This is a genomic window from Campylobacterota bacterium (assembly GCA_040752835.1).
Lineage (GTDB): Bacteria > Campylobacterota > Campylobacteria > Campylobacterales > Sulfurimonadaceae > Sulfuricurvum.
The window spans coordinates 81227-106800 of sequence record JBFMGG010000007.1 but is presented as its reverse complement, the minus strand read 5'-3'; the positions used below and the strand labels follow the sequence as shown (position 1 = coordinate 106800).

The 25574-nt window shown below is 52.6% G+C and carries 26 protein-coding genes; 21 read left to right on the top strand and 5 right to left on the bottom strand.

What is annotated here, in order from left to right; translation table 11 throughout:
- Positions 1 to 7 precede the first annotated feature (7 nt).
- Positions 8 to 2032 carry a hypothetical protein gene (locus tag AB1763_06505; protein ID MEW5832470.1) on the bottom strand — a complete coding sequence of 675 codons (2025 nt, stop codon included), beginning with the start codon at positions 2030 to 2032 and terminating at the stop codon, positions 8 to 10.
- 111 nt (positions 2033 to 2143) lie between these two features.
- On the opposite strand from AB1763_06505, the gene AB1763_06500 reads away from it, so the two are divergent.
- On the top strand, positions 2144 to 2560 hold the full coding sequence (locus AB1763_06500; protein MEW5832469.1) for a PAS domain-containing protein: 417 nt from the start codon (positions 2144 to 2146) through the stop codon (positions 2558 to 2560).
- 2 nt (positions 2561 to 2562) lie between these two features.
- Here the strand turns inward: AB1763_06500 and AB1763_06495 are convergent, their stop codons facing one another.
- The 3 genes from AB1763_06495 to AB1763_06485 are packed head-to-tail and all read right to left on the bottom strand — an operon-like array spanning position 2563 to position 5365.
- A complete protein-coding gene (locus tag AB1763_06495) occupies positions 2563 to 3867 on the bottom strand; it encodes an MATE family efflux transporter (protein ID MEW5832468.1) in 1305 nt (434 codons plus the stop codon).
- Complete coding sequence (locus AB1763_06490; GenBank protein MEW5832467.1) at positions 3864 to 4163, bottom strand: hypothetical protein; 300 nt, start codon at positions 4161 to 4163, stop codon at positions 3864 to 3866. Before AB1763_06490 ends, AB1763_06495 begins: the two co-directional genes overlap by 4 nt.
- Positions 4160 to 5365, bottom strand: a complete 1206-nt coding sequence (locus AB1763_06485) for an MFS transporter (protein ID MEW5832466.1) — start codon at positions 5363 to 5365, stop codon at positions 4160 to 4162. Before AB1763_06485 ends, AB1763_06490 begins: the two co-directional genes overlap by 4 nt.
- Before the next feature lie 104 nt (positions 5366 to 5469).
- Between AB1763_06485 and AB1763_06480 the strand changes: the two genes are divergently transcribed.
- The 20 genes from AB1763_06480 to AB1763_06385 all read left to right on the top strand — a co-directional run bounded on the left by AB1763_06480 (position 5470) and on the right by AB1763_06385 (position 23441).
- On the top strand, positions 5470 to 5865 hold the full coding sequence (locus AB1763_06480; protein ID MEW5832465.1) for a flagellar protein FlaG: 396 nt from the start codon (positions 5470 to 5472) through the stop codon (positions 5863 to 5865).
- A 52-nt stretch (positions 5866 to 5917) separates the two neighbouring features.
- Positions 5918 to 6292 (top strand): flagellar export chaperone FliS, encoded by a 375-nt coding sequence (fliS, locus tag AB1763_06475; GenBank protein ID MEW5832464.1) that lies wholly within the window; start codon positions 5918 to 5920, stop codon positions 6290 to 6292.
- Positions 6282 to 6536, top strand: a complete 255-nt coding sequence (locus tag AB1763_06470) for a hypothetical protein (GenBank protein MEW5832463.1) — start codon at positions 6282 to 6284, stop codon at positions 6534 to 6536. The genes fliS and AB1763_06470 overlap by 11 nt, the downstream gene beginning before the upstream one ends.
- A gap of 96 nt (positions 6537 to 6632) precedes the next feature.
- Positions 6633 to 7850, top strand: a complete 1218-nt coding sequence (locus AB1763_06465) for an argininosuccinate synthase (GenBank protein MEW5832462.1) — start codon at positions 6633 to 6635, stop codon at positions 7848 to 7850.
- A gap of 9 nt (positions 7851 to 7859) precedes the next feature.
- A complete protein-coding gene (locus tag AB1763_06460; GenBank protein ID MEW5832461.1) occupies positions 7860 to 8591 on the top strand; it encodes a ferredoxin-thioredoxin reductase catalytic domain-containing protein in 732 nt (243 codons plus the stop codon).
- A gap of 14 nt (positions 8592 to 8605) precedes the next feature.
- Entirely contained in the window at positions 8606 to 9052 is a 447-nt protein-coding gene (gene rplI / locus AB1763_06455; GenBank protein ID MEW5832460.1) for a 50S ribosomal protein L9, read from the top strand.
- Between the two features lie 2 nt (positions 9053 to 9054).
- Positions 9055 to 9588, top strand: a complete 534-nt coding sequence (gene hslV / locus AB1763_06450; GenBank protein ID MEW5832459.1) for an ATP-dependent protease subunit HslV — start codon at positions 9055 to 9057, stop codon at positions 9586 to 9588.
- Positions 9589 to 9593: 5 nt separating this feature from the next.
- A complete protein-coding gene (gene hslU / locus AB1763_06445) occupies positions 9594 to 10922 on the top strand; it encodes an HslU--HslV peptidase ATPase subunit (protein MEW5832458.1) in 1329 nt (442 codons plus the stop codon).
- Positions 10923 to 10931: 9 nt separating this feature from the next.
- A complete protein-coding gene (era, locus tag AB1763_06440; protein ID MEW5832457.1) occupies positions 10932 to 11810 on the top strand; it encodes a GTPase Era in 879 nt (292 codons plus the stop codon).
- Entirely contained in the window at positions 11804 to 12757 is a 954-nt protein-coding gene (locus AB1763_06435; GenBank protein MEW5832456.1) for a L,D-transpeptidase family protein, read from the top strand. Before era ends, AB1763_06435 begins: the two co-directional genes overlap by 7 nt.
- 3 nt (positions 12758 to 12760) lie before the next feature.
- Positions 12761 to 14050 (top strand): M99 family carboxypeptidase catalytic domain-containing protein, encoded by a 1290-nt coding sequence (locus AB1763_06430; protein ID MEW5832455.1) that lies wholly within the window; start codon positions 12761 to 12763, stop codon positions 14048 to 14050.
- Between the two features lie 12 nt (positions 14051 to 14062).
- The gene (locus tag AB1763_06425; GenBank protein ID MEW5832454.1) at positions 14063 to 15604 is read left to right on the top strand and encodes a hypothetical protein; all 1542 of its coding nucleotides are present in this window, start codon (positions 14063 to 14065) and stop codon (positions 15602 to 15604) included.
- Entirely contained in the window at positions 15601 to 16236 is a 636-nt protein-coding gene (locus AB1763_06420; GenBank protein ID MEW5832453.1) for a hypothetical protein, read from the top strand. The genes AB1763_06425 and AB1763_06420 overlap by 4 nt, the downstream gene beginning before the upstream one ends.
- Entirely contained in the window at positions 16233 to 16751 is a 519-nt protein-coding gene (locus AB1763_06415) for a hypothetical protein (GenBank protein MEW5832452.1), read from the top strand. The genes AB1763_06420 and AB1763_06415 overlap by 4 nt, the downstream gene beginning before the upstream one ends.
- A 9-nt stretch (positions 16752 to 16760) precedes the next feature.
- On the top strand, positions 16761 to 18368 hold the full coding sequence (gene mshL, locus AB1763_06410) for a pilus (MSHA type) biogenesis protein MshL (protein ID MEW5832451.1): 1608 nt from the start codon (positions 16761 to 16763) through the stop codon (positions 18366 to 18368).
- A gap of 4 nt (positions 18369 to 18372) precedes the next feature.
- Positions 18373 to 19185: an AAA family ATPase gene (locus AB1763_06405; protein MEW5832450.1), complete on the top strand. Its 813-nt coding sequence runs from the start codon at positions 18373 to 18375 to the stop codon at positions 19183 to 19185.
- Positions 19178 to 19906, top strand: coding sequence for a tetratricopeptide repeat protein (locus tag AB1763_06400; protein MEW5832449.1), 729 nt, complete (start codon positions 19178 to 19180; stop codon positions 19904 to 19906). The genes AB1763_06405 and AB1763_06400 overlap by 8 nt, the downstream gene beginning before the upstream one ends.
- The gene (locus tag AB1763_06395) at positions 19903 to 20448 is read left to right on the top strand and encodes a hypothetical protein (protein MEW5832448.1); all 546 of its coding nucleotides are present in this window, start codon (positions 19903 to 19905) and stop codon (positions 20446 to 20448) included. The genes AB1763_06400 and AB1763_06395 overlap by 4 nt, the downstream gene beginning before the upstream one ends.
- A gap of 12 nt (positions 20449 to 20460) precedes the next feature.
- Positions 20461 to 22197, top strand: coding sequence for a GspE/PulE family protein (locus AB1763_06390; GenBank protein ID MEW5832447.1), 1737 nt, complete (start codon positions 20461 to 20463; stop codon positions 22195 to 22197).
- Positions 22194 to 23441 (top strand): type II secretion system F family protein, encoded by a 1248-nt coding sequence (locus tag AB1763_06385; GenBank protein ID MEW5832446.1) that lies wholly within the window; start codon positions 22194 to 22196, stop codon positions 23439 to 23441. Before AB1763_06390 ends, AB1763_06385 begins: the two co-directional genes overlap by 4 nt.
- Before the next feature lie 6 nt (positions 23442 to 23447).
- On the opposite strand, the gene AB1763_06380 is transcribed toward AB1763_06385, so the two are convergent.
- Positions 23448 to 25526, bottom strand: a complete 2079-nt coding sequence (locus tag AB1763_06380) for an ATP-dependent helicase (protein MEW5832445.1) — start codon at positions 25524 to 25526, stop codon at positions 23448 to 23450.
- Between the last annotated feature and the right edge of the window lie 48 nt (positions 25527 to 25574).

Here is a 25574-nt window from a genome sequence, read left to right as displayed (position 1 = left end):
CTATCCCTTACAACTGCGTCTCGTATTCCAGACGCAAACCTTGAGGTGTCATTATAAGCCCTCTTGGTTTGATTTTGCCTTCAGCGATCCGTGCGCGGTCTTTTTCACAAAGCGGTATCAGGTTATGGTGTGTCCCTCCCGTACCCGCCGTTTTGGGGTTTCGGATCAATGTCCCGCAGATGACGCATTCGCAGGCGCTCACTTCGCGATAACGCTTGATGTACTCTTTTTGATGGGCGAGTTCGAGGACATCGTACTCTTTGGCCAGATGTTCCCTCAGACGTTTGGCGTTATCGAGAAAACAGCGGTCCATGTGCAGCGACTCGGCGAATTCAAGTCCGTATACGCTGCTTCCCCGTCCCGGTTTGAGGATACGGTCGTACACCAGCCGGTCGCTCGGTTCATCGTAACGGACGCTAAGATGGAGGCTCACCACTTCGCGCAAACGGCTCAGTTCGGGAATCATAGAGAGCTGATGCAGATGGGTCGTCATCAAAAAAAGCGCACCCCTGCGCTGAAGCTCAATGATCGTGGACGCTACGATCGCCACGGCCGAGAGCGTCTCGGTACCGTGGCTGATTTCATCCCCAAGGACCAGCGAACGCTCGGAGGCGCGGCTGAAAATCGTATTGAGTTCGAGCATCTCCACACCGAATGTCGAAAGCGACTTGGCGACATTGTCACGGGACATGATGCGGGTATAGACCCCCTCGAACAGAGCAAATTTCATCGATCGCGCCGGAACGAAGAAGCCCGCCTGCGCGAGGACCGCCGAAATACCGATGCTCTTCATCAGTGACGATTTTCCGCTGGAGTTGATACCGTACAGCAAAACGCCGCGTACATTCGCCCCGTCGTGCACCCGGGGATCGAGCATCACGGTCTGCGGATAGGGCAGATCAAGATAATCGCGCTGTCCCATGACAATGTCGTTGGGGACGTACGCGACCCCCTGCAACTCGACCAGCAGATGCCGCAATCCCATTGCCTGGAAAAATGCTTCCTTCGCATCCCCAACGATCGTCGGCCGCGTGAGTCCGTAAGTCTGGGCATTTCGCGCCGACTCGACCGCAACGTCGAGTCGGGCGATCCAGCCGCAAAGCGCATGTATCCGGGGGGTCCGTTCACTGAGCCATTGGCGCCTGGCGTAAGAGCGGATGGCGTCTTCCCATCCTTCAAACAAACTCTCTTCGGGCATCAGCAAGGCGACTTTATGCCGGATCAGATAATCGCGGATCAGCGTGATTCGATCGATCGCATCGAGGAGCTGCGAAACGTTTTCATCTGATGCCTTGCGGTTCTGGCATTGCCACCAGAGCAATTCGATATCTCCGATTTCGCGCAGATGTTCGCGCAACCATTGCGCATGAGGACGGGCTGCTTCGATCCAGTCGTACCGCCGCTCCAGTTCAACCGCATCGCGTATGGGCAAAAAAAGCCGGAAGCGTCCCAACCGTTTTCCCATCGGCGTGCTCATGCTCAGAACGACTTTCGAAACGCTGGGCATCTTCGAATCGGGAGAGATCATTTCAAGCTGTTCAAGCGCATTGTTCCCCAACTCCATCAGCAACGAGGTATCGAGGATCGAGGGAACCGCATACGGACCCCCCTCCCGCGATAAGAGGAGTTCCTGTGCGAGCAGCGACAGGGCCTGGGCACACAGCGGCCTCTGTTCGAGCGACAAATGCTCGATAGGGGTCAGGAGAGATTCGATTGCAAACGCTTCGCGAAAAAGACGGTTTTGCTCTTCGCTCTCAAAACACGACGTGACGTATCGGCACTCGAACAGCGAAAAATTGGCCTTGATCTCCTCGAAATACCGCTCTTCGCTGGCCCCCACGATGACCCGGCTGCACCCGATCACGAACAACAGATGAAGTGCCCGGTCGATCACCGCGTACGGATGGGCGGGGTCGGATGGGATTTCACACAGCCACCCTTTCATCCCGTAGGGTTCGCTCATCGCGATCCCGACGGCATAGCCGCCGACGTTCCTGTCAATGTACAGTGAGGCGTAAGGTTCTGAAATCATTGCATTATCCCTTCACAATAAAGAATAGTCCGTGTTTAACTTTAGTTTTAGTAAGAATGGGGTTATAATCGCACATTTATACTCCATTCTAAGTTTTAGGATAATCTTAACATGAAACGCCCAACACCGGTCAACGAAGAAGTATTATTTGACGGACGCAGCCTGATTTCCGAAACCGATACCAGAGGGGTCATCACCTACGTCAACCGCAAATTCACCGAAATGACCGGTTACACGGCCGTTGAAGCCGTGGGGCAGCCCCACAGCCTCCTCCGCCATCCCGACATGCCCAAAGCCGCTTTTGAGGGGATGTGGAAAATCATCCAAAGCGGAAAAATTTGGGAAGGGTATGTCAAAAATCTCCGCAAAGACGGAAAATTTTATTGGGTCGTCGTCCATATCGTCCCCAAACTCGATGCCGAAGGGAACGTGATCGGTTACATTGCTTCACGTAAAATGCCCGATCGCAGCCGCCTCAAAATCATCGAAGCGCAATACAAAGAGATGCTCGAGACCGAGCGGGGATAAAATCAGATTTTCGTCTCGATCCATCGCCGTGCACGGTAAACCCGCCAGAACCACCACCCTTTGATAAACGTCTCAACCGTCATCGCGACGTAAACCCAGAAGATCCCCACCCCCCCTTTCATCACAAGATACGAGGGGATGATCCGGAACAGCCACAGCGAAAGAATCGAAATCCGCATCGTCGTCTTCGTCGCCCCCGAACCGCGCAACGCACCGCTGAGGACAAACGTCAAAGCCAGCGGAATCTGCGAGATCCCCACGAGCCTCAAATAGATCGACGCGTACTCGATGGTTGCGGCATCGTCGGTAAAAATCGCGGCCAGATATTCGGGAACGGCGACGAGGACAATCCCCACCGTCCCCATAAACACCATCGCGATTTTGGCGCTCAATATCCCCGAAGCGTACGCATCATCGTATCGACGGGCACCGATAAACTGGCCGGCGAGCACCATGGCGGCCACCGAAAACCCGAATCCGGGCATAAACGCCAGCGCTTCGATCCGTAATCCGATCTGATATCCGGCCAGCGCCTGCGTCCCGTACGAGGCGATAATCACCACGAAAAGCAAAAACGACGAAACACCGATCACTCGTTCAAACGCCGCGGGCAGACCGATGGAGAGGATTCGACGCATGTCCGCCGATACGAAGAGGGGGTAGACGTCCAAAACCCCGCCCTTTCGGAACAACAGCCACCCGTATGCCGCGACGCCGAAGCCGTACGCACACACCGTAGCGTATGCGGCTCCTTCGACACCCATCGGCTCGAAACCCCCGTGACCGAAAATAAAGAGATAATTCAGCCCCGCGTTGAGCAGAGCCGAAAAGATTTTTATCACCAGAGAGCTTTGGGTGTCCCCGGCGGCGGAGAGGGCATTGTAGGCCAGTGTATCGAGAAAAATCAGTCCCATTCCAAGGCACAGAATCTGAAAATAACCGCTTCCCAGTGCGATAACGTCGCCGTCCGAACCCATCCAACGGAAAAATTCGGGCGCAAAAAACCACCCGATCCCTCCGACCCCTACCGATCCGACAAGGGCAATCCACCCTCCGGCATAGACAACCGCCGATGCCCTGCGGCGTCGGCCGCTTCCGATGTAACGTGCAATCAGGGCGCTTGATCCGACTCCGAAAAGGGTCATGGCTGCCTGTATCACCATCATAAACTGCATCGAAAGTCCGACCGCCGCAAGGGCCGCAGCCCCCAAAACTCCCACCATGACCATATCGATAAGGATTTGGAGGATATCGAGAAGGTGTTTCAGCGCCGCGGGGACGGCCAGGCGCAAAACATGATGCTTCATTGCGTTCGAGCCGCTCCCTGCAATGCCGAAGCGACCTTCTCCATGGTCGCAAAGAGTTCTTCTTTTGTTCCGTATCGCAGTTCAACCCGGTTGATCGGTACCTCGCCCACAGGGTCGAAATCGCACACCAGCACGTACGCTTCGATCCGAACGGCATCGGACTTCATCTCCGCCCACTCCAGCGATACCGAAGCGGTTTCTCCGGCGGCATGAACCACTGCGGCCGGGTAGAGCCGCGTGAGCCGGGAGAGATCGATTCTTGTCTCTCCTTCTTCAAACCATATTTCGCCGTTCATTCGATCTCCTTCAACCTGTAATTGCGCCGTATCCATGCGTAATAAACGGCGGCCGCGAGAAAAACACACCCGAGGATCAGGGTAATCGTTTCAAGCGCAACGCCCCGCTGCGCGAGACTCCCTATCAAGATCGACGCCAAAGCGCCGACTCCCAAAAAAATCATGTCGTTATAGGCGACTACCCGCCCGTAGAAATCCCGATGCGTATGGTGCTGCAACAACGTATAGGTATACGACCACAACGTTGTCGTCACGAAGCCGACCAGCACCGCGGCGGCCAGGGATGCGTAAAAATTCTCCATAACCGCCGCCCAGAGGGCGATTGCCCCCGCTTCGGCAACAAAGAGCCATCCCAGCCGGGCATTGTTGATCCAGTGCCCCAGCACCATGGGGCCGATCACCAGACCCAGTGCGCGCGCGGCGTTTTGAAGCCCTATTCCCAAAGAAACGGCAACAATACCGGCATAATAATGCTTCGCCGTCAGCGCCACCAGCGCATCAAATGCCGTAAAACCCAGCACTGCGTGCAAAAGCATCAGATGAACGACGATCGGGTTGCGGGCGATGTAATACATCGCTTCGCTCATCATCGCCGTAAACCGCGGGGAATGGTCCGATATCTTTTTTTCCAGTTTCACTCCCCACGCCAGCAGCAAAACGATTCCGAACAGCCCCGCGTCGAGCAAAAACGCGGGAACCACCCCGATCCAATAGACGACGACCCCGCTGAGTGCCATCCCGAGGGTGTAGGATAACGACCAGATGATCGAATGGATTTCGTTGGCGGCTTGCAGCGCCTTGCCTTCGAGTATGCGGGGCAAAAGCGACATCTCGACGGTGAAATGAAAACTTGCCGCACCCATGCGGATGAACACCAGCAGATACAAAAGACTCAGCATCGACACCGAATCGACGCTGATCAGCGAAAGGGTGCAGACGATCTCGACGATGGTGAGGATAATCATCAGCCGTCGAGGATCGATCCGATCCACAAGCACCCCGCTCAGCGGAGCCTGGAAAACACCCGGCAGAAAATGGAGCGCGGCGACCAACGCGATCGTCGCCGCATCCGCACCCATCTGGATAAGAAGCGTATAGATGGCGACGTTGCTGAACCACGCCCCGAAATAGGCGATCAACTGTATCAGCGAAAGACGCCGCAACAACGGTTCGTTTCGTAAAAGAGCCCAGTATCGTTTCATGAACGCAAGGGTATCACACATAATCGAAGAAGCGCCCTAAAGTTTTTTTTTCGATAGACGATTTAGGGGTATCAAATGTTCCAACCTATCAGTAGGAGAAAAAAATGGAAGTTCTACAATCAACCGCGAAAATGCAGCAAAGCCAGATGGCAATGCCCAAAAGCGGCGGAGTTGAAGCGCCCGGCACGCAGAACGTGCAGCAGATGCAGCAAAGCCAGATGAATGAGAATAAGCCCAGCGAAAAAATGCGGGAAGCAAAAGTTTCAGGTGGCGATTATCAAAAAGAGATGGAAAAGCTGGTACTTGAACTCAACCGTTCGCTTAACCCGTTCAACACTTCGCTCCGTTTCGGATTTGACAGTTCCTCGGAAGATTTTTACGTGTCGGTCATCGACACCAAAACCAATAACATGATCCGCCGCTTTCCGGCCGAAGAAGCCCAAGTGATCCTTCCAAAGATGCAAGAGATTAACGGTTTGCTGTTTGATGAAAGCGTCTGAAGCCGATCCCGCGCCTTCCGAACCAGAAAAAGAACAAGAAAAAGGATTTTCGATGTACAACAATAATCTTGCCTACAATACTTATATCCAGAACGACATCGTCGTCGAATCGCCCGCCAAACTGGTTCAGATGATGTATGAAGGGATCTTGCGTTTCAATATGCAGGCAAAACGGTGCATCGAAACCGGCGACATTGAAAAACGGACCTACTGGATCAACCGCTCTTCCGCCGTCATCAATGAACTGATCCACATTCTCGATTATTCCCACGGGGACGTCGCCTATTATCTGGCCGGTCTGTACAATTACCAGCTTCAACTGCTGATGGAAGCCGCGTTGTATAAAGATACGGCCAAAATCGATGAAGTCAACAACGTCATGAAAGGGCTGCTCGAAGCGTGGAAAGAGAGTACGAATGTGGCTTGAACGCTTTAAAGCGGCCCTGATACTCGAAGAACCCGATACAGTTGCATCTCTGCTCGATGAAATGCCCCGTTTCGAAACCCGCCAAGAGGTAGAAGAAGCTGCTTATCTTCTTCTGCAGGCATCCGAAATGATTAAACAGCAAAAACGTCTCACCGCCCATACGCTCCAACATCTCAAGAGCACCATCGATTTTCTCAAATCGTCCCAAACTCCCGCTGACTCTTCTTTAAATATCAAACTTTAACGCGATTCTCATTCTTTTTTTGATAGAATCGCGGTATTCACTCCATTCCATTTCCGATGTATGAAGTCCGGGGATCAATTAAGAAGGATACTGATTATGAAAAAAGAGGTCAAAAAAGTCGTTCTCGCCTATTCCGGCGGATTGGACACCAGCGTTATTTTAAAATGGCTCCAAGATGAATACAGATGCGAAGTCGTTACGTTCACAGCCGATATCGGCCAGGGCGAAGAGGTGGAGCCTGCCCGCGCAAAAGCGCTGAGCCTGGGGATCAAACCTGAAAACATCTATATCGAAGACCTGCGCGAGGAGTTCGTTCGCGATTACGTATTCCCGATGTTCCGCGCCAACGCGATCTACGAAGGGGAATATCTCCTCGGAACATCGATCGCCCGCCCGCTCATCGCCAAACGTCAGGCCGAGATCGCCCGCATTACCGGTGCGGATGCCGTGAGCCACGGGGCCACCGGCAAAGGGAACGACCAGGTCCGCTTCGAAATGGGTTACCTGGGACAAAACAGTTCGCTCACCATTATCGCCCCCTGGCGCGAGTGGGATCTCAACTCCCGTGAAAAGCTTCTCGCCTACGCTGCGGAACACGGCATCAAAATCGAGATGAGCGGGAAAAAATCCCCCTATTCGATGGATGCGAACCTGTTGCACATCTCTTATGAAGGGGGTATCCTCGAAGACCCTGCCGCCGAACCTGAAGAGAGCATGTGGCGCTGGACGGTGTCTCCCGAAAATGCGCCGGATGAAGCAGAATACATCGAGATCGGATACGAAAAAGGTGACCCGGTAAGCTTGAACGGAAAAACCCTTTCTCCGGCCGTAATGCTCGAACAGCTCAACATCATTGCCGGGCGTCACGGTATCGGACGTGCCGATATCGTCGAAAACCGCTACGTCGGGATGAAAAGCCGCGGATGCTACGAAACGCCGGGCGGTACAATCATGATCCGAGCACACCGGGCTATCGAATCGATTACACTCGACCGCGAAGCAGCCCACCTCAAAGACGAGCTGATGCCCCGCTACGCCAAACTGATTTACAACGGCTTCTGGTTTTCACCCGAGCGTGAAATGCTTCAGGCCGCAATCGACAAAACCCAGGAAAACGTCCGCGGTACGGTACGCCTGAAACTCTACAAAGGCAACGTCATGGTCGTCGGACGCAGTTCGGATATTTCATTGTTCAACGCCGATTACTGCACGTTTGAAGAAGATGCCGTTTACGATCAAAAAGATGCGGCAGGCTTTATCAAACTCAACGCATTGCGCTTTATCATCGCCGGCAAGGCCCGTAAAAACAAATAAGGAACATTCATGAGCGGAACGATCAAAAAAATCGACCCCGAATCGGTCGAATTCAAAGAAGAACTCGAAAAAACGATTAAATTTACCGACAAAGTGTGCACGCAGTTCGGGTTCGTCTACAATCCCGATCCCGAGATCAATCAGGGGATCCAGTTCGGTCTCACCCGTAACAAGCTCATCCACGGCAAACGCTATTGCCCCTGTTTTTTCGTAACCGGGAACAAGGAAGAAGACCGTATCTGCCCGTGCAAACCCGCTTTGGAACACGAAATTCCGACAGACGGCGTATGCCACTGCCAGATTTTCTGTACCCCCGAATATGCCGCATCGCAGCTCAAAAACGAAGAGATCGAATCGGTTGTCCATCAACACTCACGCGGACTGAGCACAGAAGAGTGCCAGATCCTGCTGAACAAAAGCGACCTCGACAGCGATGAACTCACCGCATTGATCGAAGCACGCGCGCTGGGAATGGTCGATTTCAAAATCGTTGACGTCCGCGAGTGGATGGAATGGAAAATGGGACGGATCGCGGGGGCGGACCACCTGGTTCCGACCAGCAGCTTTTTCCAGACCCTGAACGAAGCCGCGATCGGTAAAGACGAACATATCATCGTCTATTGCCACGTTGGAAGCCGGAGTGCGCACTGCCAGCGTATTCTGACCGATATGGGCTACACCAAAGTATCGAACCTTGCCCACGGAATCGTCTCGTACGGCGGCGAAATCGTCCGGGGCTGATTGAAGGAACCTGTATGAAAGTATTATTGACCAAAGACGTCAAAGGGGTCGGAAAAGCCGGAGAGATCAAAGAGGTCGCCGACGGCTACGGCAAAAACTTCCTCATCGGCAAAGGGCTCGCGCTCGCCGCGACCAACGAAGTGCTTAAAAAGTACGAAGCGGAACAACGCAAAAAAGCGGCCGACGAAGCTGCCGAAATCGAGCGTCTCAATGCCCTTAAAAGCCGTCTTGGGGATCTCCAAGTCGTCATCACCAAAAAACTCGGCAATACCGGTCACCTTTTCGGGGCCGTCACCAAAGACGAAATCGCCGACGCGCTTAAAGTCCAGCACGGAATCGAAATCGACAAAAAAGAACTCGATGCCAAGCACGGGATCAAAACAACCGGTCTGCACGACCTGGACCTCAAACTCGGGCACGGCATTCACGCCACCCTTCATCTCGAAATCAAAGGGGAATAAGGATGTTCGACGCCACCACCATCCTCGCCTACAAAGGGCGGAATAAAGCCGTTATCGGCGGCGACGGCCAGGTGACGTTCGGCCATACCGTTCTCAAAAACAACGCGACCAAAATCCGTACCCTGCACAACGGAGAGATTCTGGCCGGTTTTGCCGGCTCAACCGCGGATGCCTTTAACCTTTTTGATATGTTCGAAGAGCACCTCGCCCACCGCAAAGGCGAACTCATCAAAGCGGTTATCGATTTTTCCAAAGCGTGGCGCAAAGACAAAATCCTCCGCCGACTTGAAGCGATGATGATTGTCCTCAATACCGAACACATTTTTATCCTCACCGGCAACGGAGACGTCGTTGAACCCGAAGACGGGGAACTCGCCGCGATCGGCAGCGGCGGAAGCTATGCCATCGCCGCCGCCCGGGCGCTGAAACACCATTCTGCGCTCGACGAAGAAGCCCTTGTCAAAGAGTCCCTCTCCATCGCTGCGGATTTGTGTATTTACACGAATCACAACATCAAAACCCTGACCCTCGGATAAGACGCATGAACATGACCCCCCAAGAGATCGTCGATTATCTCGATCAGCACATCATCGGCCAAAGAGATGCGAAGAAAACGATCGCCCTGGCGCTCCGTACCCGGCATCGCCGTTTGCTTCTTGATCCGGCGCTGCGTGAAGAGATCATGCCCAAAAACATCCTGATGATCGGTTCGACCGGGGTCGGGAAAACCGAAATTTCCCGGCGGCTGGCCAAACTGATGCAGCTTCCTTTCATCAAAGTCGAGGCGAGCAAGTACACCGAAGTCGGTTTCGTCGGACGGGACGTCGAGTCGATGGTCAGGGACCTGGTCATGACGGCTCTGGCGATGGTCAAAGCCGAGCACACGGAAAACAATGCCGAAGCGATCGAGCAGTACGTCATCGATACGATCCTCAAGAAACTTCTCCCTGAACCCTCCCATTTCGCATCGGATGCCAAACGGGAAGAATACGCCGAATCACGGGAGCGGATGATAGAACGGATTCTTAAAGGCGAGATGGACGAACGGACCATCGAGATCGATCTGCCCAAAGGGAACATCGAATTTAACGATACCAACATGCCGCCCGAAATCGCACGGGTTCAGGAGTCTTTTTCCCGAATGTTTTCGGTCATGGGTAAAGAGGAGTCCAAAAAAGAGGTGACGATCAAAGAGGCCAAAGAGCTTCTCCGCCAGGAAGCTTCCGAAACCCTGCTCAATCAAGAACAGATCAAACGTGAAGCGCTCCGCCGCGTCGAAGAGGGGGGAATCATCTTCCTCGACGAAATCGATAAAATCGCCGTGAGCGCCCGCAGTGACGGCCGCAACGACCCCAGCAAGGAAGGGGTTCAGCGTGACCTTCTCCCCATCGTGGAGGGGAGCATCGTCTCGACCAAGTTCGGACCCGTCAAAACCGACCACATCCTTTTCATCGCGGCAGGTGCCTTCCACCTGACCAAACCCAGCGACCTGATCCCCGAGCTTCAGGGACGTTTTCCGCTGCGCGTCGAACTCGAGCCGCTCGACGAAGAAGCACTGTATCGCATTCTGACCAAACCGAAGAACTCTCTGCTCGAGCAGTACAAAGCGCTTCTGGCTACCGAAGACGTCACTCTCGAATTCGACGACGACGCGATACGTGCCATGGCAAGCTATTCGCAAAAAGCAAACGACAAAACCGAAGACATCGGAGCCAGACGCCTTCATACCGTCGTCGAAAAAGTTCTGGAAGAGATCAGTTTCAATGCGCTTATGCACAAAAATACTACGGTTACGGTAACCGCCGAAACGGTCAATACCATCCTCTCACCCGTCGTCGAGAACGAAGATCTCGCACGCTACATTCTCTAAAGGATTTCGATGAGCAAAGCCGGATTCGTAGCTCTTGTAGGCCGTCCGAACGCGGGGAAAAGCACCATGATGAACTGGCTGCTGGGCGAAAAAATCGCCCTGGTAAGCCAAAAAGCCAATGCAACCCGGAAACGTTCGAATGCCATCGTCATGCACCACGACGACCAGATCATTTTCGTCGACACCCCAGGACTGCACCATGCCGAAAAACTGCTGAACCAGTACATGCTCGAAGAAGCGCTCAAAGCGATCGGCGACTGCGATCTGATCGTCTATCTGGCTCCCGCTTCGGATAAAACGAGCCATTACGAAAAATTTCTCGAACTCAATGCCCAAAAACGCAAGCACATCATCGTCTTGAGCAAAATCGATCAGGTACCACAGGCCGAGCTCCTCAAAAAAATCGGAGAGTACAACCGTTTCAGCGACCGCTTCGAAGCGTTGATTCCGATGTCCGTGACCAAAAACGTCGGTAAAAACGATCTGCTCGACACGATTGTCAAACACCTCGAAGAGTCTCCCCACCTCTACGATCCCGACAACCTCACGACGGAGATGATGCGGGACATCTATAAAGAGTTCATCCGCGAAGCGATCTTCGAAAACATCAGTGACGAAATCCCTTACGAATCAGACGTCATGATCGACAAAATCGACGAAGAAGGGCCGACCGAGCATATCCGGGCGACCATCATCGTCGAAAAAGAGACCCAAAAAGGGATCATCATCGGTAAAGGGGGAAGCGCCATCAAACGGATCGGCCGCAACGCCCGTGAAAAAATCGAACGCCTCGCCGGACGGCCCGTCTATCTCGATCTCTTCGTGTCGGTCAAAAAGGGGTGGAGTTCGGACAAAAAAACCTTGAGTGATTTGGGATACGAATGGTAAAAATTGTTGCATCGTTTATAGTGTCGTCGGGGTTGTTGTTCTCTGCCGAAGTCATTACGCTTTACAAAAGCGGCGGCAAAAAACTGATCGAAAAAGAGACCCTGCACACCTCGTACTGGTCCGGCAACGTCAACCGTAAAGACCTCCGTTTCGGCTATTTCGAACGCGCTTTCTCGCTTCTTTCGTGCAACAAGGAAAAAGGTATCCTCGAGCTCTATGCCCCGGATGCCCAGAAACGCTTCGCTCTCAAAAAACGCTACGGCGCCCTTACCGGCAAATACGCGGGGGACAAAATGGTCGAAGGCGACCTCCGAACCCCAATCGGTATTTATAACCTCGTCCAGAAGAAAAAAACGGTCGATCCGTTCTACGGCCCGATGGCATTCGTCACCTCCTATCCCAACCTCTACGACCGTATCCGTGGCAAAAACGGTTCGGGGATCTGGGTCCACGGCGTCCCGCTCAGCGGCACCCGCGAATCGTTTACGCGCGGATGTATCGCGATCAACAACAACGACCTGATTCAACTCGACCGCAGCATCAACCCCGCCGACACCCTGCTCATCATCGATTCGGCTCCCAAAAAGCCCGTGGAACCCGCCGCGTATACGGCCATTCTCGCAGGACTCCACCAGTGGAAATACGCCTGGACCTACAACGATCTGGAAGGCTATCTCGCGTTTTACGACTCTTCGTTCAAACGTTTCGACGGAATGGGTTTGTCCCAGTTCAAATCGTTTAAAGAACGGATTTTTGCCAAAAACGAAACGAAAACGATTACATTCAACAATATCAATATCATCCCCTATCCCGGGGAGAAACCCAATCTGTTTCTCGTCACGTTCGATCAGACATACGTCAGCGACAGCCATCGGTTTGAGGGGGAAAAATCGCTGCTCGTTTCCCTTAAAGGAGATAAAACCATCTCTATCCTGACCGAAGAATAATCGATGCGATTTCCCGCCTTCGTCTTATTCGTCTCCCTTACGCTTCATGCTTCCCCTTTTTCCCTCATCAAAAAAGAGACCCATACCCCCAATGCCCAGACACTGCTGGTCATCGGAGGGATTCACGGCAATGAACCCGGAAGTTATTTCGCCGGGGCGATCCTTTCGGAATACTACCGGATCACCAAAGGGAATCTATGGATTATCCCGGATCTGAACCGTCAAAGTATTCAGGAAAACAATCGGGGAATCAACGGCGATCTGAACCGTAAGTTTGCCGACATTTCCCCCGATGACCCGGACTATCAGATCGTCAGGGAAGTCCAGAAAATCATCGTCAGCCCGGAGGTGGGGCTGATTCTCAACCTTCACGACGGGCACGGCTTCTACCGGAAAAAATACCTCAATACGATTTTCAATCCCAACGCATGGGGACAAACGTGCGTCATCGACCAGCAAGCGCTCGATCACGACCACCCTTTCGGCCATCTCGACCACATCGCGACCCAAGTGAGCAAAACCCTCAACGGCGGGCTGATCGAAGACCACCATTTTTTCGACGTCCGTAATACGAATACCCGCTTTGACGACGAAGCGATGCGCCATTCGCTCACCTATTACGCCGTGACGAACCACAAACCGGCATTTGCAATCGAAACGAGCAAACATCTCCCTACCCTTCACCACAAGGTTTTTTATCAGCTGCGGGCAATCGAATGTTACATGGAACTGATGGGGATCGAATTCGAGCGGTCATTCAGCCTTGAACCCGAAGCGATACGGAATCTTCTGGAATTGCGTGGAAATTTAACTATTAATAACAATTTTTATCTAAAAATGGAAAATTTAAGAAACAGTTTAAGTTTCATTCCGCTAAAATCAGGACGAAACGATTTTAAATTTTCCCATCCGTTGGGAAGTGTACGAAAAAACAAGAGTCAATACGATCTTTTTATCGGGAACCGGAAAATCGCTTCTCTGTTCCCGAGCTATGCGGCAAATGACGACTGTGTCAATGAAGTGAGCGTACAGGCTGACGGACAACAAAAAACATTATCTGTTGCTACAGATTTTTTTGTAACGGACGATTTTAAGGTCGTCAATCCCAATCCCGACATACGGCTTAACGTTATCGGTTTCACCGCAAAAGGGGTGAGAGACGAAAGCAACCTCCGTATACGGCGGGAAGATTTGGATACCAATTATTCGATCGATACCTCCAAAAAGAGCTATCGTTTGGAGTTTTATCGGGAAAACCGTTTTTGCGGGATGGTCCTTGTACATTTTAAATAGGATAAACAGAGGATGAGTAAAAGCAAGCAGCAGACTTATTCGACCATCGTTTCAGCCAACCCCTACAAAGGGGACTGGTACGTTGGTACGTTCAACACGATCTCGAAAACGACTTCACCCTCTTTTTCAAAAGAACAGTATGCCGTCTCCTTTCTGAACACCAAAGGGTTTATCTATACCCTCGTGGGTATCAGCAAAAATATCCCCGACGAGGACATCTACGATGCCCTGGAGACGAAAGTCTACGAAGACCTGGCGCTGGACATGGCGATCGAATACCATATCAAGCACATCGAAGCGCCGCAACGCGGGAGTGAATCGGAACGTTTTTTCCACACGTTCGTCGTCGATCCTCTGACTCTGGAACAGGAATTCGCGGGTGTCGTCGGCGAAATTAAATACGTTGACCAGATCGTCCCCGTTCCGTTGCTGCTCAAATCGCTCTACGTCAAAGACCTGATCGAAACTTCCGACATCCACTGTTTTATCTATTTTCAGGAAAATGACGCCTTTTTCTGTATCTACAACGAGCAGCAGTTCGTCTATGCCAAATCGTTGAAGTATTCGCTCAAACAGATGCACGAACGCTTCTGCGAACTTCTCGGTGAACAGATCGACTTGATGCAGTTTGAGCGGATGCTTGTCGAAGAGGGACTTAACGCCTCCCATCCCGAATATCAGAAAAATCTGATCAAACTCTTCGGAGAAATTTTCCTGCACGTCAGTGACGTCATGACGTATGCCAAACGGGCTTACGACATTCAAAAATTCGATCAGATTTTCATCGGAACCGGGGCAGGCAGCGTCAGCGGTCTTGACGAATACGCGCAAACCTACCTCGGGATACGGACTTCGCCGTTCGATTTCAATTACGGCTTCAACACGGGCGGATCACGGGTCGATCAGATTCATCAGCTGATGCATCTCTACGGACGGATGGAAGCGGAAGAACGCTATGAGTGCAACTTCACCGTTTTCCACCGTCCGCCCCCGTTCACACAGCGTGACAGCGGAAAAATGATTCTCGTGGCCGCGGCTTCCCTGACCGCCGCACTCCTGTACCCCGGGGTTTACTGGGGGCTTTCATACGTCGAAGAGTTCCGCCATGCCTTCCTCACCAAGGAATACGAGCAGGTCCACATCGAAAAAATGACGCGAGAGGCGACAATCAATCTGAAGATGGCCAACCGCAACGCCGCGGAGACGCTTCTCAACGAGCAGAAAACGGCGTATCAGCAAAAACAGGACACGCTGGTACAGGTGCATGACAAAAAGGTCAATTACCCGATGAAAGCCAAAATCATGGCCGATTTCACCCGTAGCTTCAACCAGTACCGCGTACAGCTCAAAAACGCTTCGTATACCGAAGACCAAAACGGAACGCAGAAAGCTTTTACCTTCGGACTGGTTTCACCCTCGACCCAGAACATTACAGCACTCCTCAAGCACCTCACCGATGCCAAACGGGACAAATACGATTTCGAGCTGAAGCTGATCTCGTTTAACGAGGAAGAAAAGTCCTATCTCGGCGAACTCAAGGCGGTACTCAAATGAAGTTCAATATCGAAGACTACCTCTACGCCCTCGACCACTCCCTGTCGCAAAAAAGTGAACGCGACAAAATGATGCTTTTCATCATGATTTTTGCTTCGCTGTTCGCCTTCTCGTATCTCTTTTTGTGGGAAAGCTCTGAAGCGAGTTTCAACGTTTCCCACGAAAAAGCGGTCAAGGTCGAAAACGATCTGAACGTCGACAAACAATACCTCGCCGCAAACCCTCCCGAACGGATCAAGCAAATCGAGCAGGAAACGATCGAAATCGAACGCCAGCACGCACTGTACATTCAGTACAACGATTACATCAAGCAACAGCTCGAGCAAATATCATCCCTTTATTACGACGAAAAAGTATGGGGGGCATACCTCGATTCGGTTTCACGGTACGCCAGGGCCTATAACGTGAAACTGGCCAAATTCGGCAATACGCTCCAAACCGATAAAAGTTCGTTCGGGCACGTTCTTGACATCAACATCTCTTCGGAAGGGCCTTACAAAAACACCCTCAAATTCGTCAATGCCCTCGAGCAGAGTTTTCTGGTCGTCGACCTTCACGATTTCAACCTGAGCGCCGAAGAGAAACTCAAAGGGAATCTGAATATCTCGGTATGGGGGATCGTACGCCAATGAGACCGTTTATCTTCTTGGGATTACTGATGAGCGCCCTCGCGCTCGAAGCGGCCGTTGCGACGGCCGTCCCTGCAACCGCCGTGCCCATGGTTCCCTCACCGCAGCAGGACAAAGAATTGGCGTGGGTTGACGAACAGATCCGCTCCATCCTCCCCGCAAGGGTCGGAATCTCGGACAGTTTCATCAATTCGCTGCGGGACCCGGTCAAACTCAAAAAACCGGCAGCTTCCGCAACCGCGTTGCAGGGAGGAAATAAACTTCTCCCTCCGCCGAAACTGGGAAGTACCCTGACACCTCCTGCGCCGCAAATCGTCGAAGAGCCGCTGCGGTTGATGGCACTGATGAACCAGTCGGCCCTGATCAGCGGGAAATGGTACCGTGCCGGTGACACCGTGCGCGGGTATACGCTCAGCGAAATCAAACCGACATCGGTGCTGCTGAGCGGGAAAAAAGCGCAAAAACTGATCTTGTTTTTGACCAAACAAAACAACAATATTAAAATCAACACCAAATAGGAAAGTATCATGACATCCGTAATCAAACACCATGCACGCGCGTTAATGTTATCCGGTCTTGCGGCTGCCCTCCTCTCCTCGACCGCATTGCAGGCGGACTGTACCTATGAACTTTTCAACATCTCTTCGGTCAAGGGGACGACGGTCGGCGAATTCGTCGACCAGCTGAGCGAAGAGTGCGGGATGAGCGTCATCGTGGCCGACCCCGAAGCGGAAAAAGTTCTGGCCAAAGCGATGAACAAAACCTTCCTGAAAAATCTCACCATCAATGAAGTACTCGACTTGATCATCAAGGAAAACGATCTACAGTACACTCTTCAAAACAACGTGCTGAAAATTTCGTACCTGCAAACAAAAACGTACGCTATCGATTACATCATTTCCGAACGCAGAGGGAGCGGCAGCGCCAACATCACCCTTAGTTCCAACACCGGTTCGGCCCAGAGCACGACAGGTGCGTCGACCGCCTCGACGACATCTTCTTCAGGCGGTAGCGGAAGCGGAGCCCAATCAAAAAGCAGCACTTCGTCCGAATCGGGGATCAAGATCACTTCAAACGATCAAGTACTCTTTTGGGAAACGCTCGACAAAGAGCTCGAAAGCATTTTGAACCGCCCCGAAGACACCTATACGGCCAAAATGCCGATGATCAATAAAAACGCCGGTCTTATCACCGTCACCGCTACGGGCGCGCAGCACAAGCGTCTTGACGCCTATTTGAACGATCTTGAAAAAAAGATGCAGACACAGGTCCTCATTGACGTCAAAATGTACAGTGTCGTTTTCAGCGACGCCTCATCGACCGGTATCGACTGGTCGCAGCTTTATGCGTTGCAAAACATCAAGCTCGGGTTCGACTACGTCAGCAAAAACAACCTCGTCGAATATTCCAACGACGGGGACCTGCTGGGAACGACCTCCTTTACTACCATGGGGCAACAAGCGGTGAATAACGCCCACGCGTTCCAGTTGTCCGCCAAAGGGAGCCTGAACGAAGTGATCAAATTTCTCAAAACGCAAGGCGATGTCTACGCCATTTCGAATCCGAAAGTGATGACCCTCAACAATCAGCCGGCGCTGATTACGGCGGGAACCGAACTGTTTTATAAAACATCGCAATCCAATACTCTTGCCGGAGGTTCAACCGGAACAACATCCCAAACCGAAATCGTCAGTTCGGTTTTCTCCGGCGTTTTGCTCGATATTACCCCCGAAATTGCCAAAGACGGTACGATCACCCTACGGATCAACCCTTCTATTTCGGAAGTGGCAAGTGATATTTCAGCGAACAATGCCGATCGTAAAATGCCGCCCGACCTGAGCCGTCGCCAGCTCTCTTCGGTCATTTCGGTCAAAGACGGAAACCGTGTCATCCTCGGCGGACTGATCAACACCAAAAACGTCAATGATACGAACAAAGTTCCGCTGCTGGGCGATATTCCGGTCCTCGGCCATCTTTTCAAACGTGAGGGGATCACCAAACAGACCGAAGAGATTGTCATCATCATCGAGCCGCACATCGTGCAAAAAGAGTCGGACAAACTGACGCTGAGCGATTTGGGATATACCCGTCTGGGCAACAAAATCGAAGAAGAAGCAAAGCAGGACGCCAAATAAGGAAATGGTAGAAAACTCCCTTTTCTCAAAACCGCGCGATCTGTTTCTCGACGTCGTAAACGCCAGGGATTATGTGCAGATCGACAGCGTCTCGCACATGTACCAGTCCCTCAAAAACTCGGTCGAAAAACCGCTCAAGATGATCCTCCTCTACGGAAAGCCGGGGACCGGGAAAAGTATGCTGCTGCACAAGCTCCATTACGATCTTTCCAAGCACCAGAAAGTTTTCATGGTTGAAACCCCGATCATCGAGGAAGAAGATTTTTTACGCATTCTCGCCCAGCAGATTTTCGGGCACTCTCCCCGGGAAGGGATGTCTCTGAACCGTTTTCTTGAGATTGCCCGTGCCCTTTCGCTGCCGAACGTGCCGATTGTGCTATTGGACGAAGCGCAGCTGTATTCGGCTTCGCTGATGGAAAAGATCCGTCTCATTTCCGACGCCCGTGCGGTCAAGTTCGTCATCACCCTCCACAAAACCGACAAAGAGGACGTCATCGCCAAGGAACATTTTCAAACCCGCATCTGGGAGAGCATCGAACTCAAAAACGCGACTCCCGAAGAGCTGAAAGTGTACGTCCAGAAAAAACTCCTCAAAGCCAACTGTTTTGACGTCGCGAACATGTTCAACGACAAAAACATGAAACTGGTCGCTTCGCTGACCCGTGGCAACTACCGCGAAACCAACAAGCTCCTCTTTTCTCTCTTCAGCCTGTATTGCTGGTATGAAGAAAACCACCCTGCCGCCATCGGCTACAATGCCCTAAAACCCAAATGGATCGAAATGGCCGCGATCCACACAGGACTGATCCGTGCTTGATATCCGCGATCTCGAACGGCGCTGGCTGAAATACAAACTCAAACGTTATCTCCCCTATGCCGCAGTGGCATTGATCGTCCTTGGCGGGGTTGTGATGGCTCTTTTCCCGACCCGCGAGGGTTCGCATGCCCTCTCCTCCATTGGAGAATCAAACGGCTCTGAGCGTTCCGCATCGGCCCCCTCCGCAAGCGCCGATCACAATACGACCGTTCTTGAACCTTCCATGCGCTTTGTCGAAACCTTTCAAGGGTCTCTTGCCGCACAGCCCGCCGCGGCTGCGCGCCTTCCGGTCCAATCGTCGCTTCCGCCGCCGAAAATCCTCGAAATGCCCGAACCGCCCCAAATTGTTCCCGGCAGCCCGAAACCGGCAACGGCAAGTGCGCAGGGGGGACGTTCCTTGCTCATCAACCGGAATGAGAACAAAGCCGATATCGAAGAACTGCAAAATCGCTTCAAGGAAACGTCCAACGCCAATCTCGGCCTCTACATCGCCAAATACCATTACGATCGGGGCAACTATGCCGAGGCGTACAACTACGCGCTCAAAACGAATGCAATCAATAGCCGGATCGAGGAGAGCTGGTTGCTGTTTTCGAAGGCTCTGGTGAAGCTCGGCCGGACAGAACAGGCAAAAAAAACCCTCCAGCTTTATGTCCAGCAATCCGATTCGGATGCGGCAAAAGCATTGCTCAATTCCATCGAGAAAGGGACGTTTAAATGAGAAAACTCGTGACGGTCGTCTTGCTTTTTCTGGGGACGGTATCGGCTGCGGATGCGGGCACTCAGCTCTATTCGCTCTACCAGCGGGGGTTGTACGCCCAGGGATGCGATTTCGGCTACCGGTTCTTTACCCCGAACAAACGGAATGAATCCTTCGTATCGCTGGTCGGTTTTTCATGCCTCAAAGCCGATCAGATCGATCGTCTGGCCCCCGTCGTCCCCGCTTTGCACGCCACCCCCGAATCGCGTGCCAACAGTTCCTATTTCGCGATGCTGCTGATGCAAAAGAAACTCCTCGCACAGGCCCTCTACGACAACAAGCCCCTCAACGGGCTCAAATTTCCTACCAGCAGCCATCTTCTCTCCAAAGTATTCGATTTTTATCTTCGCGATCCCAAACCGGCCGAAGCGGTCAAAGAGTATGCCGATCCCCAGGACCCGCGACGGTTCTACAAGCTCTACACCGCCGAAAACAACGGGCGCAAGAGCATAGCGATCGATGAGTATTATGATAGAATATTAACTTTTCATCACGTGTATTGATAAAGGACGGATATGGATCGTATCACCCATGACTTACTCGAAAAACGCCATATCACCCAACAGCAGATCGAACGGCTGACGACGCGGGGGGTTCAGGATGACACGATTCTCGAAACCCTCAGCAAAGTCGGAGCCGTATCGGTCAACTTTATCAAACGCTTCATCGTCGAGCAGATCCGTCTGGGCCGATACGAACTCTCCATCATCAAAAATTACCATTTTCTCGATGAAGCCTCCATCCTGGCCCATCTCGCCGAAGTGATGGAGATCCCTTTCGTCGATCTCGATTCGATCGATATGGATTACCGCCTGGTCGAAAAAATCCCTACCGTTCAGCTCAAACGTTACAACGTCCTTCCCATTTCACAGGATGACATGTACGTCACGGTCGTATTTTCCGACCCGCTCAACATCGAAGCCCAGGAGTCGGTCCAGCGGCTTTTCCCCCGAAAATCGCTCAAAGTAGCCGTAGCCACCGAAAAACAGATCCAGGCTTACCTGTTCAAAATCGAGCTTAAAGACAGCGTCAAGGAACTGGTTACCAACATCCGGAACGAATTGCGCAACATCGGGACGATCGAAGAACAGCAGGAAGCCTCTTCGATTCTCCAGCTTATCGACGTTATCCTCAAAGCGTGTATCAAAGGGCGGGCCAGCGACATCCACATCGAACCGACCGAAAAAAACTGCGTGGTTCGGGGACGGATCGACGGAAAGCTGGCCGAGATTTTTATCTTCGACCGCGACATCTACCCTCCCCTCGCATCCCGGATCAAACTGCTCGCCAATCTCGATATCGCCGAACGCCGAAAGCCCCAGGACGGTCGTTTCTCCGCCGTCGTGATGGAAGCCGAATTCGATTTCCGTCTTTCGACGTTGCCAACCATCTACGGCGAATCGATCGTCATGCGTATCCTCGACAAAACCAAAGCCCTGGTGAAGCTTGAAGACTCGGGGATGGACTCGGTGAGTTACCAAAAACTCATCAAGGCCCTTCACGTACCGTTTGGGATCATTCTCGTCACGGGTCCGACGGGAAGCGGTAAAACGACAACCCTCTACGGTGCACTGAATGAGCTAAGAAATGTCGAAGACAAGGTGATCACCGTCGAAGATCCGGTCGAATACCGGATGAACCTCATCCAGCAGGTGCAGGTCAATCCCAAGGTCGGCCTGTCGTTCGCCGACGCGCTGCGTTCCATCCTCCGACAAGACCCCGACAAGATCATGATCGGGGAAATCCGTGACCACGAAACGCTTGAAATCGCCGTCAAAGCAGCTCTTACGGGGCATCTGGTAATTTCGACGCTGCACACCAACGATGCGATCAGCGCCATCGCCCGTATGGCCGACATGGGTATCGAACCCTATCTTATCAGCGGGGCGCTCGTTGCCGTACAGGCGCAACGGCTGGTCCGGAAAATCTGCAAATTTTGCAAACAGGAGATCGAAATTCCCCAGACGCTCCTGCAGGAATATTCCGCCTACATACCGCAGGGAACGGTTTTTTATCACGGTGCGGGATGCAAAGAGTGTAACACGACAGGCTATATGGGGCGCGAAATGATCTGTGAAGTGCTCCCCATGAGCGAAGAGCTCTCCAGCATGATCGCGCGGGGTTCTTCGAAAGAGGAGCTCACCAAGCAGGCCAAAAAAGAGGGTTTTGTCGGAATGTTCGAAAACGGCATGGCCAAAGCGGTCGCCGGCGTGACGACGCTCGATGAAATTTTGAGGGTGGCGAAAGTATGAAATATTTTGTAGCGACAGTCCTGTCCAAAGGGAAAAAAACCGAACACGGTTTTTATGCGGAAAGCAAAAAAGAGGCCCATTACCTCGCCAAAATCAAATTCACGGGTATGGTGATCAAAGTCGTGGAGGCCGCGCCTCCCCTGGAAGATCAGCTGCGGCGTTTCAAGGAAAACCTCTTTTCCAACGTCCGTAAGCGCAAACTCAAACAAGACGCCCTCATCGCCGCCGTCCGCCAGATGGCCGTCATGACGAACGCGGGGATTTCGATCCACGATTCGCTCCGTGAAATCGCCGACGCGACGACTGACAAGGTCCTTCAAAACGTTCTAGGGACAATGGCCGAAGACATCAATGCCGGGCACAGCCTCTCCAACTCCGCCAAAAAATTCGGGTATGAACTGGGTACCCTGACACTGGCGATGATCGAGCTGGGAGAGAAAACGGGGAACATGGCCGAAGCGCTCCACAAACTTGCCGACATGCTCGAAGAGATCCGCCGGAATATCATCAAATTCAAAAAGGCGATGGCGTATCCCCGAAACGTCATGATCGCGATGGCCATCGCCTTTACCGTCCTTATTTCCTACGTCGTTCCGCAGTTCAAAGCGATTTTCGAACAGCTGCAGGCGGAGCTTCCCCTACCGACGAAGATCCTCCTTTTCCTCGAGCACCTTTTCAATACCTACGGCCCCTACGTGCTCGCCGCCCTGATCGTCTTTTTCTTTGTATTCCGCTACATGCTCAACCACAACCGCGAATTCCGTTACAAGTGGCATCAGCTCCTGCTCAAGCTTTACCTGATCAAAAACATCATCATGTTTGCGACGCTCAACCGTTTTACCCTGGTTTTTTCCGAACTCGTCCGTGCCGGTATTCCCATCTCGGATGCGCTCGATACCTCCATCGGGATGATCGAAACCCTCCCGCTGCAAGAAAAGCTCCTCACCGTCCGCCAAACCGTCGAAAAGGGGGGAACCCTCTATTCGGGGCTGGCGGAGACAAAACTGTTTGAGAACATGATTATCCAGATGATTTCGGCAGGGGAATCGAGCGGACAGCTTGACGCCATGATGCAAAAGGTTATGGAATATTACAAGATGCGCTTTGATGCCATCATTGACGGTCTTTCCGAAGCGATCGAGCCGATCATGCTGCTGCTCATCGCCGCGATGGTGGTACTGCTTGCGCTGGGGATCTTTTTACCGATGTGGGAGATGGGGAACGCCGTTCAGGGACGCCGTTAAGCGCGGTCATTCCTCTTCGACCGCCCCTTTTGCGACCAGGGCGTTGTAGGTTTCATCCTTGGGGATCAGTCCCGCTTCGTAAAGGAACTGGGAAGGGACGAAATTGCTCTTTTTGATTTTGTCGTATTTGGCAAAACTCAGATACAGCCGGTCTTTGGCCCGTGTGACGGCGACGTAGAACAGCCGTCTTTCCTCGTCGATGCTGCCGCTGCGGCTCATCAGTTTACGGTTGGGGAATCGTCCGTCCATCAGATCGATGACGTAGACTTCCTGATATTCAAGCCCCTTGGACGCGTGAATGCTCAGCAGGTGGACCCCTTCACCCTGCGTCAGATCCTGCGACCCCAATACCATCGCGTTCAAAAACCTCTCATGCTCTTTGTAGGGGCGGGAGAGTTCAAACAGCAGTGTCGCCTTGCGCAAAATCCGTTCTTTCGCTTCCTGCTTCGCCCGTTCATCGACAGCACCGTTTTCGTTCATCGCCCGGCGGTGCGAAAGCTGCTCGACGGTGTGGGCGTACAACGCCGAAACGGCGATTTTCTGCACCGCCGCCTTAGGTTCGGAGAGATTGCGCAGCTGCCGGAAAAGAGCGTACATGTCATTGAGAAAAATGGCACTCTCTTTGGTCAGTTTCGGGTGTTTGAAAATCGGGTTGGTCAGAAAGGTCGAGTCGATGGAGAGCTTGGCAAATCGCCCGGCGCTTCCCATTTCGGCATAATCGTCAAACAGCCCCAACTGATGGTTGAGCTTGCGTTTTTCAAACGGATTGCTGATCTGGGTGTCGGGCGAATAAAGCCCCCGGAAAAACGACCCGTGCCCGAGCTTTTGAAGCGCGACGAAGAGCTCTTTGGCGACCGCGCTCCCCACCCCTTTGGCATAATCGAACAGATGGATAAACGCCATCATGTCCGATTCGTTGACCAACAGGGTATAGATGTCCAGCAGCGCCTTGACCTCTTTGGAATCGAAAAAGCTCACGCCCCCCCGACGGCGGCAGGGTATCCCCAGTTCGCGCAACGCCGCCTCGATCCCGTCCGCCGAAGCGTTGTTCCGGAAAATCACCGCAATCTCGTCGCGCTGCGTTCCCGAATCGCCGATCATCTGCGCGATCCCGTGATACTGATCGAAGAGCTCGTCGTAAATCAGCAGCGTCGGGTTCTGCGCTTCGCCGGTACGGGTCACCTCGAGGGCTTTGGGGTAAATCCGTTCGTTGTAGGAGATCACCGTATTGGCCAACGAGAGGATCGGAACGGTGGAACGGTAGTTTTTGTTGAGCGTATAGACCTGGGCGTTCGGATAGTTTTTGCTGAACGATCCGATAATCGAAATGTCGGCCCCGTTAAAGGCATAAATGCTCTGGTCGTAATCCCCGACGCAGAAAAGCGAGGGGGGTTTCATCGCGTTGATCAGCGTCCCCTGCAGCGCATTGGTATCCTGATACTCATCGATCAGCACCTCTTTATACCCAAGGTCGCTCCGCTGCGCCAGATCGCGCATCAACAAGAGCAGGTCATTGAAATTGACGAACCCGTACTCTTTTTTCAGCCCCTCGAATTCGTCGACAATGTCGGCATAAATCGCCGCATAGAGGGCGTGCTCATCCTGGCGCGTCGTGATCCACTCTTCGAACGTGACGGAAAGTTCGGTATTCTGGTAAAATGAATAAACATCATACAGATAATTCGCACCGTATGCGGGTGTGGCACAGTCGATGTGGCTGAACGTCCGTTTTTCGTAAACGCTGCGAAAGAGGGTTTTGAGCTCACGCTGCTGCTTGAGAACCACTTTCCCCTCTTTGCGTTTGAGCCAGCGGTAACTGACGGCGTGAAACGTCCCCGCATCGATTTTCGACGCGATTTCCCGCCCGAAAAAAGCGGCGACCCGCTCGACCATCTCCTGCGCCGCTTTGTTGGTAAACGTCAGCAATAAAATTTCATCGGGCCGGACCCCCTGCGAAAGTAGGTAGGCAATGCGCCCGACAATCGTCGACGTTTTACCCGTCCCTGCCGAAGCGATGATCAGATTGTGACCGAACGGCGCGGTAGCGGCGGTGTATTGCTGGGGGTTTAGACGAGAAAGAGGCAAATCGTTCCTTGGGAAAGTCGGTAGATGAATCGAATTATACCCATGCGA

Coding starts and splice junctions, on each gene's coding strand:
- AB1763_06505 (MEW5832470.1), bottom strand. CDS start 2,032: ATGATTTCAGAACCTTACGCCTCACTGTACATTGACAGGAACGTCGGC.
- AB1763_06500 (MEW5832469.1), top strand. CDS start 2,144: ATGAAACGCCCAACACCGGTCAACGAAGAAGTATTATTTGACGGACGC.
- AB1763_06495 (MEW5832468.1), bottom strand. CDS start 3,867: ATGAAGCATCATGTTTTGCGCCTGGCCGTCCCCGCGGCGCTGAAACAC.
- AB1763_06490 (MEW5832467.1), bottom strand. CDS start 4,163: ATGAACGGCGAAATATGGTTTGAAGAAGGAGAGACAAGAATCGATCTC.
- AB1763_06485 (MEW5832466.1), bottom strand. CDS start 5,365: ATGAAACGATACTGGGCTCTTTTACGAAACGAACCGTTGTTGCGGCGT.
- AB1763_06480 (MEW5832465.1), top strand. CDS start 5,470: ATGGAAGTTCTACAATCAACCGCGAAAATGCAGCAAAGCCAGATGGCA.
- fliS (MEW5832464.1), top strand. CDS start 5,918: ATGTACAACAATAATCTTGCCTACAATACTTATATCCAGAACGACATC.
- AB1763_06470 (MEW5832463.1), top strand. CDS start 6,282: ATGTGGCTTGAACGCTTTAAAGCGGCCCTGATACTCGAAGAACCCGAT.
- AB1763_06465 (MEW5832462.1), top strand. CDS start 6,633: ATGAAAAAAGAGGTCAAAAAAGTCGTTCTCGCCTATTCCGGCGGATTG.
- AB1763_06460 (MEW5832461.1), top strand. CDS start 7,860: ATGAGCGGAACGATCAAAAAAATCGACCCCGAATCGGTCGAATTCAAA.
- rplI (MEW5832460.1), top strand. CDS start 8,606: ATGAAAGTATTATTGACCAAAGACGTCAAAGGGGTCGGAAAAGCCGGA.
- hslV (MEW5832459.1), top strand. CDS start 9,055: ATGTTCGACGCCACCACCATCCTCGCCTACAAAGGGCGGAATAAAGCC.
- hslU (MEW5832458.1), top strand. CDS start 9,594: ATGAACATGACCCCCCAAGAGATCGTCGATTATCTCGATCAGCACATC.
- era (MEW5832457.1), top strand. CDS start 10,932: ATGAGCAAAGCCGGATTCGTAGCTCTTGTAGGCCGTCCGAACGCGGGG.
- AB1763_06435 (MEW5832456.1), top strand. CDS start 11,804: ATGGTAAAAATTGTTGCATCGTTTATAGTGTCGTCGGGGTTGTTGTTC.
- AB1763_06430 (MEW5832455.1), top strand. CDS start 12,761: ATGCGATTTCCCGCCTTCGTCTTATTCGTCTCCCTTACGCTTCATGCT.
- AB1763_06425 (MEW5832454.1), top strand. CDS start 14,063: ATGAGTAAAAGCAAGCAGCAGACTTATTCGACCATCGTTTCAGCCAAC.
- AB1763_06420 (MEW5832453.1), top strand. CDS start 15,601: ATGAAGTTCAATATCGAAGACTACCTCTACGCCCTCGACCACTCCCTG.
- AB1763_06415 (MEW5832452.1), top strand. CDS start 16,233: ATGAGACCGTTTATCTTCTTGGGATTACTGATGAGCGCCCTCGCGCTC.
- mshL (MEW5832451.1), top strand. CDS start 16,761: ATGACATCCGTAATCAAACACCATGCACGCGCGTTAATGTTATCCGGT.
- AB1763_06405 (MEW5832450.1), top strand. CDS start 18,373: ATGGTAGAAAACTCCCTTTTCTCAAAACCGCGCGATCTGTTTCTCGAC.
- AB1763_06395 (MEW5832448.1), top strand. CDS start 19,903: ATGAGAAAACTCGTGACGGTCGTCTTGCTTTTTCTGGGGACGGTATCG.
- AB1763_06390 (MEW5832447.1), top strand. CDS start 20,461: ATGGATCGTATCACCCATGACTTACTCGAAAAACGCCATATCACCCAA.
- AB1763_06385 (MEW5832446.1), top strand. CDS start 22,194: ATGAAATATTTTGTAGCGACAGTCCTGTCCAAAGGGAAAAAAACCGAA.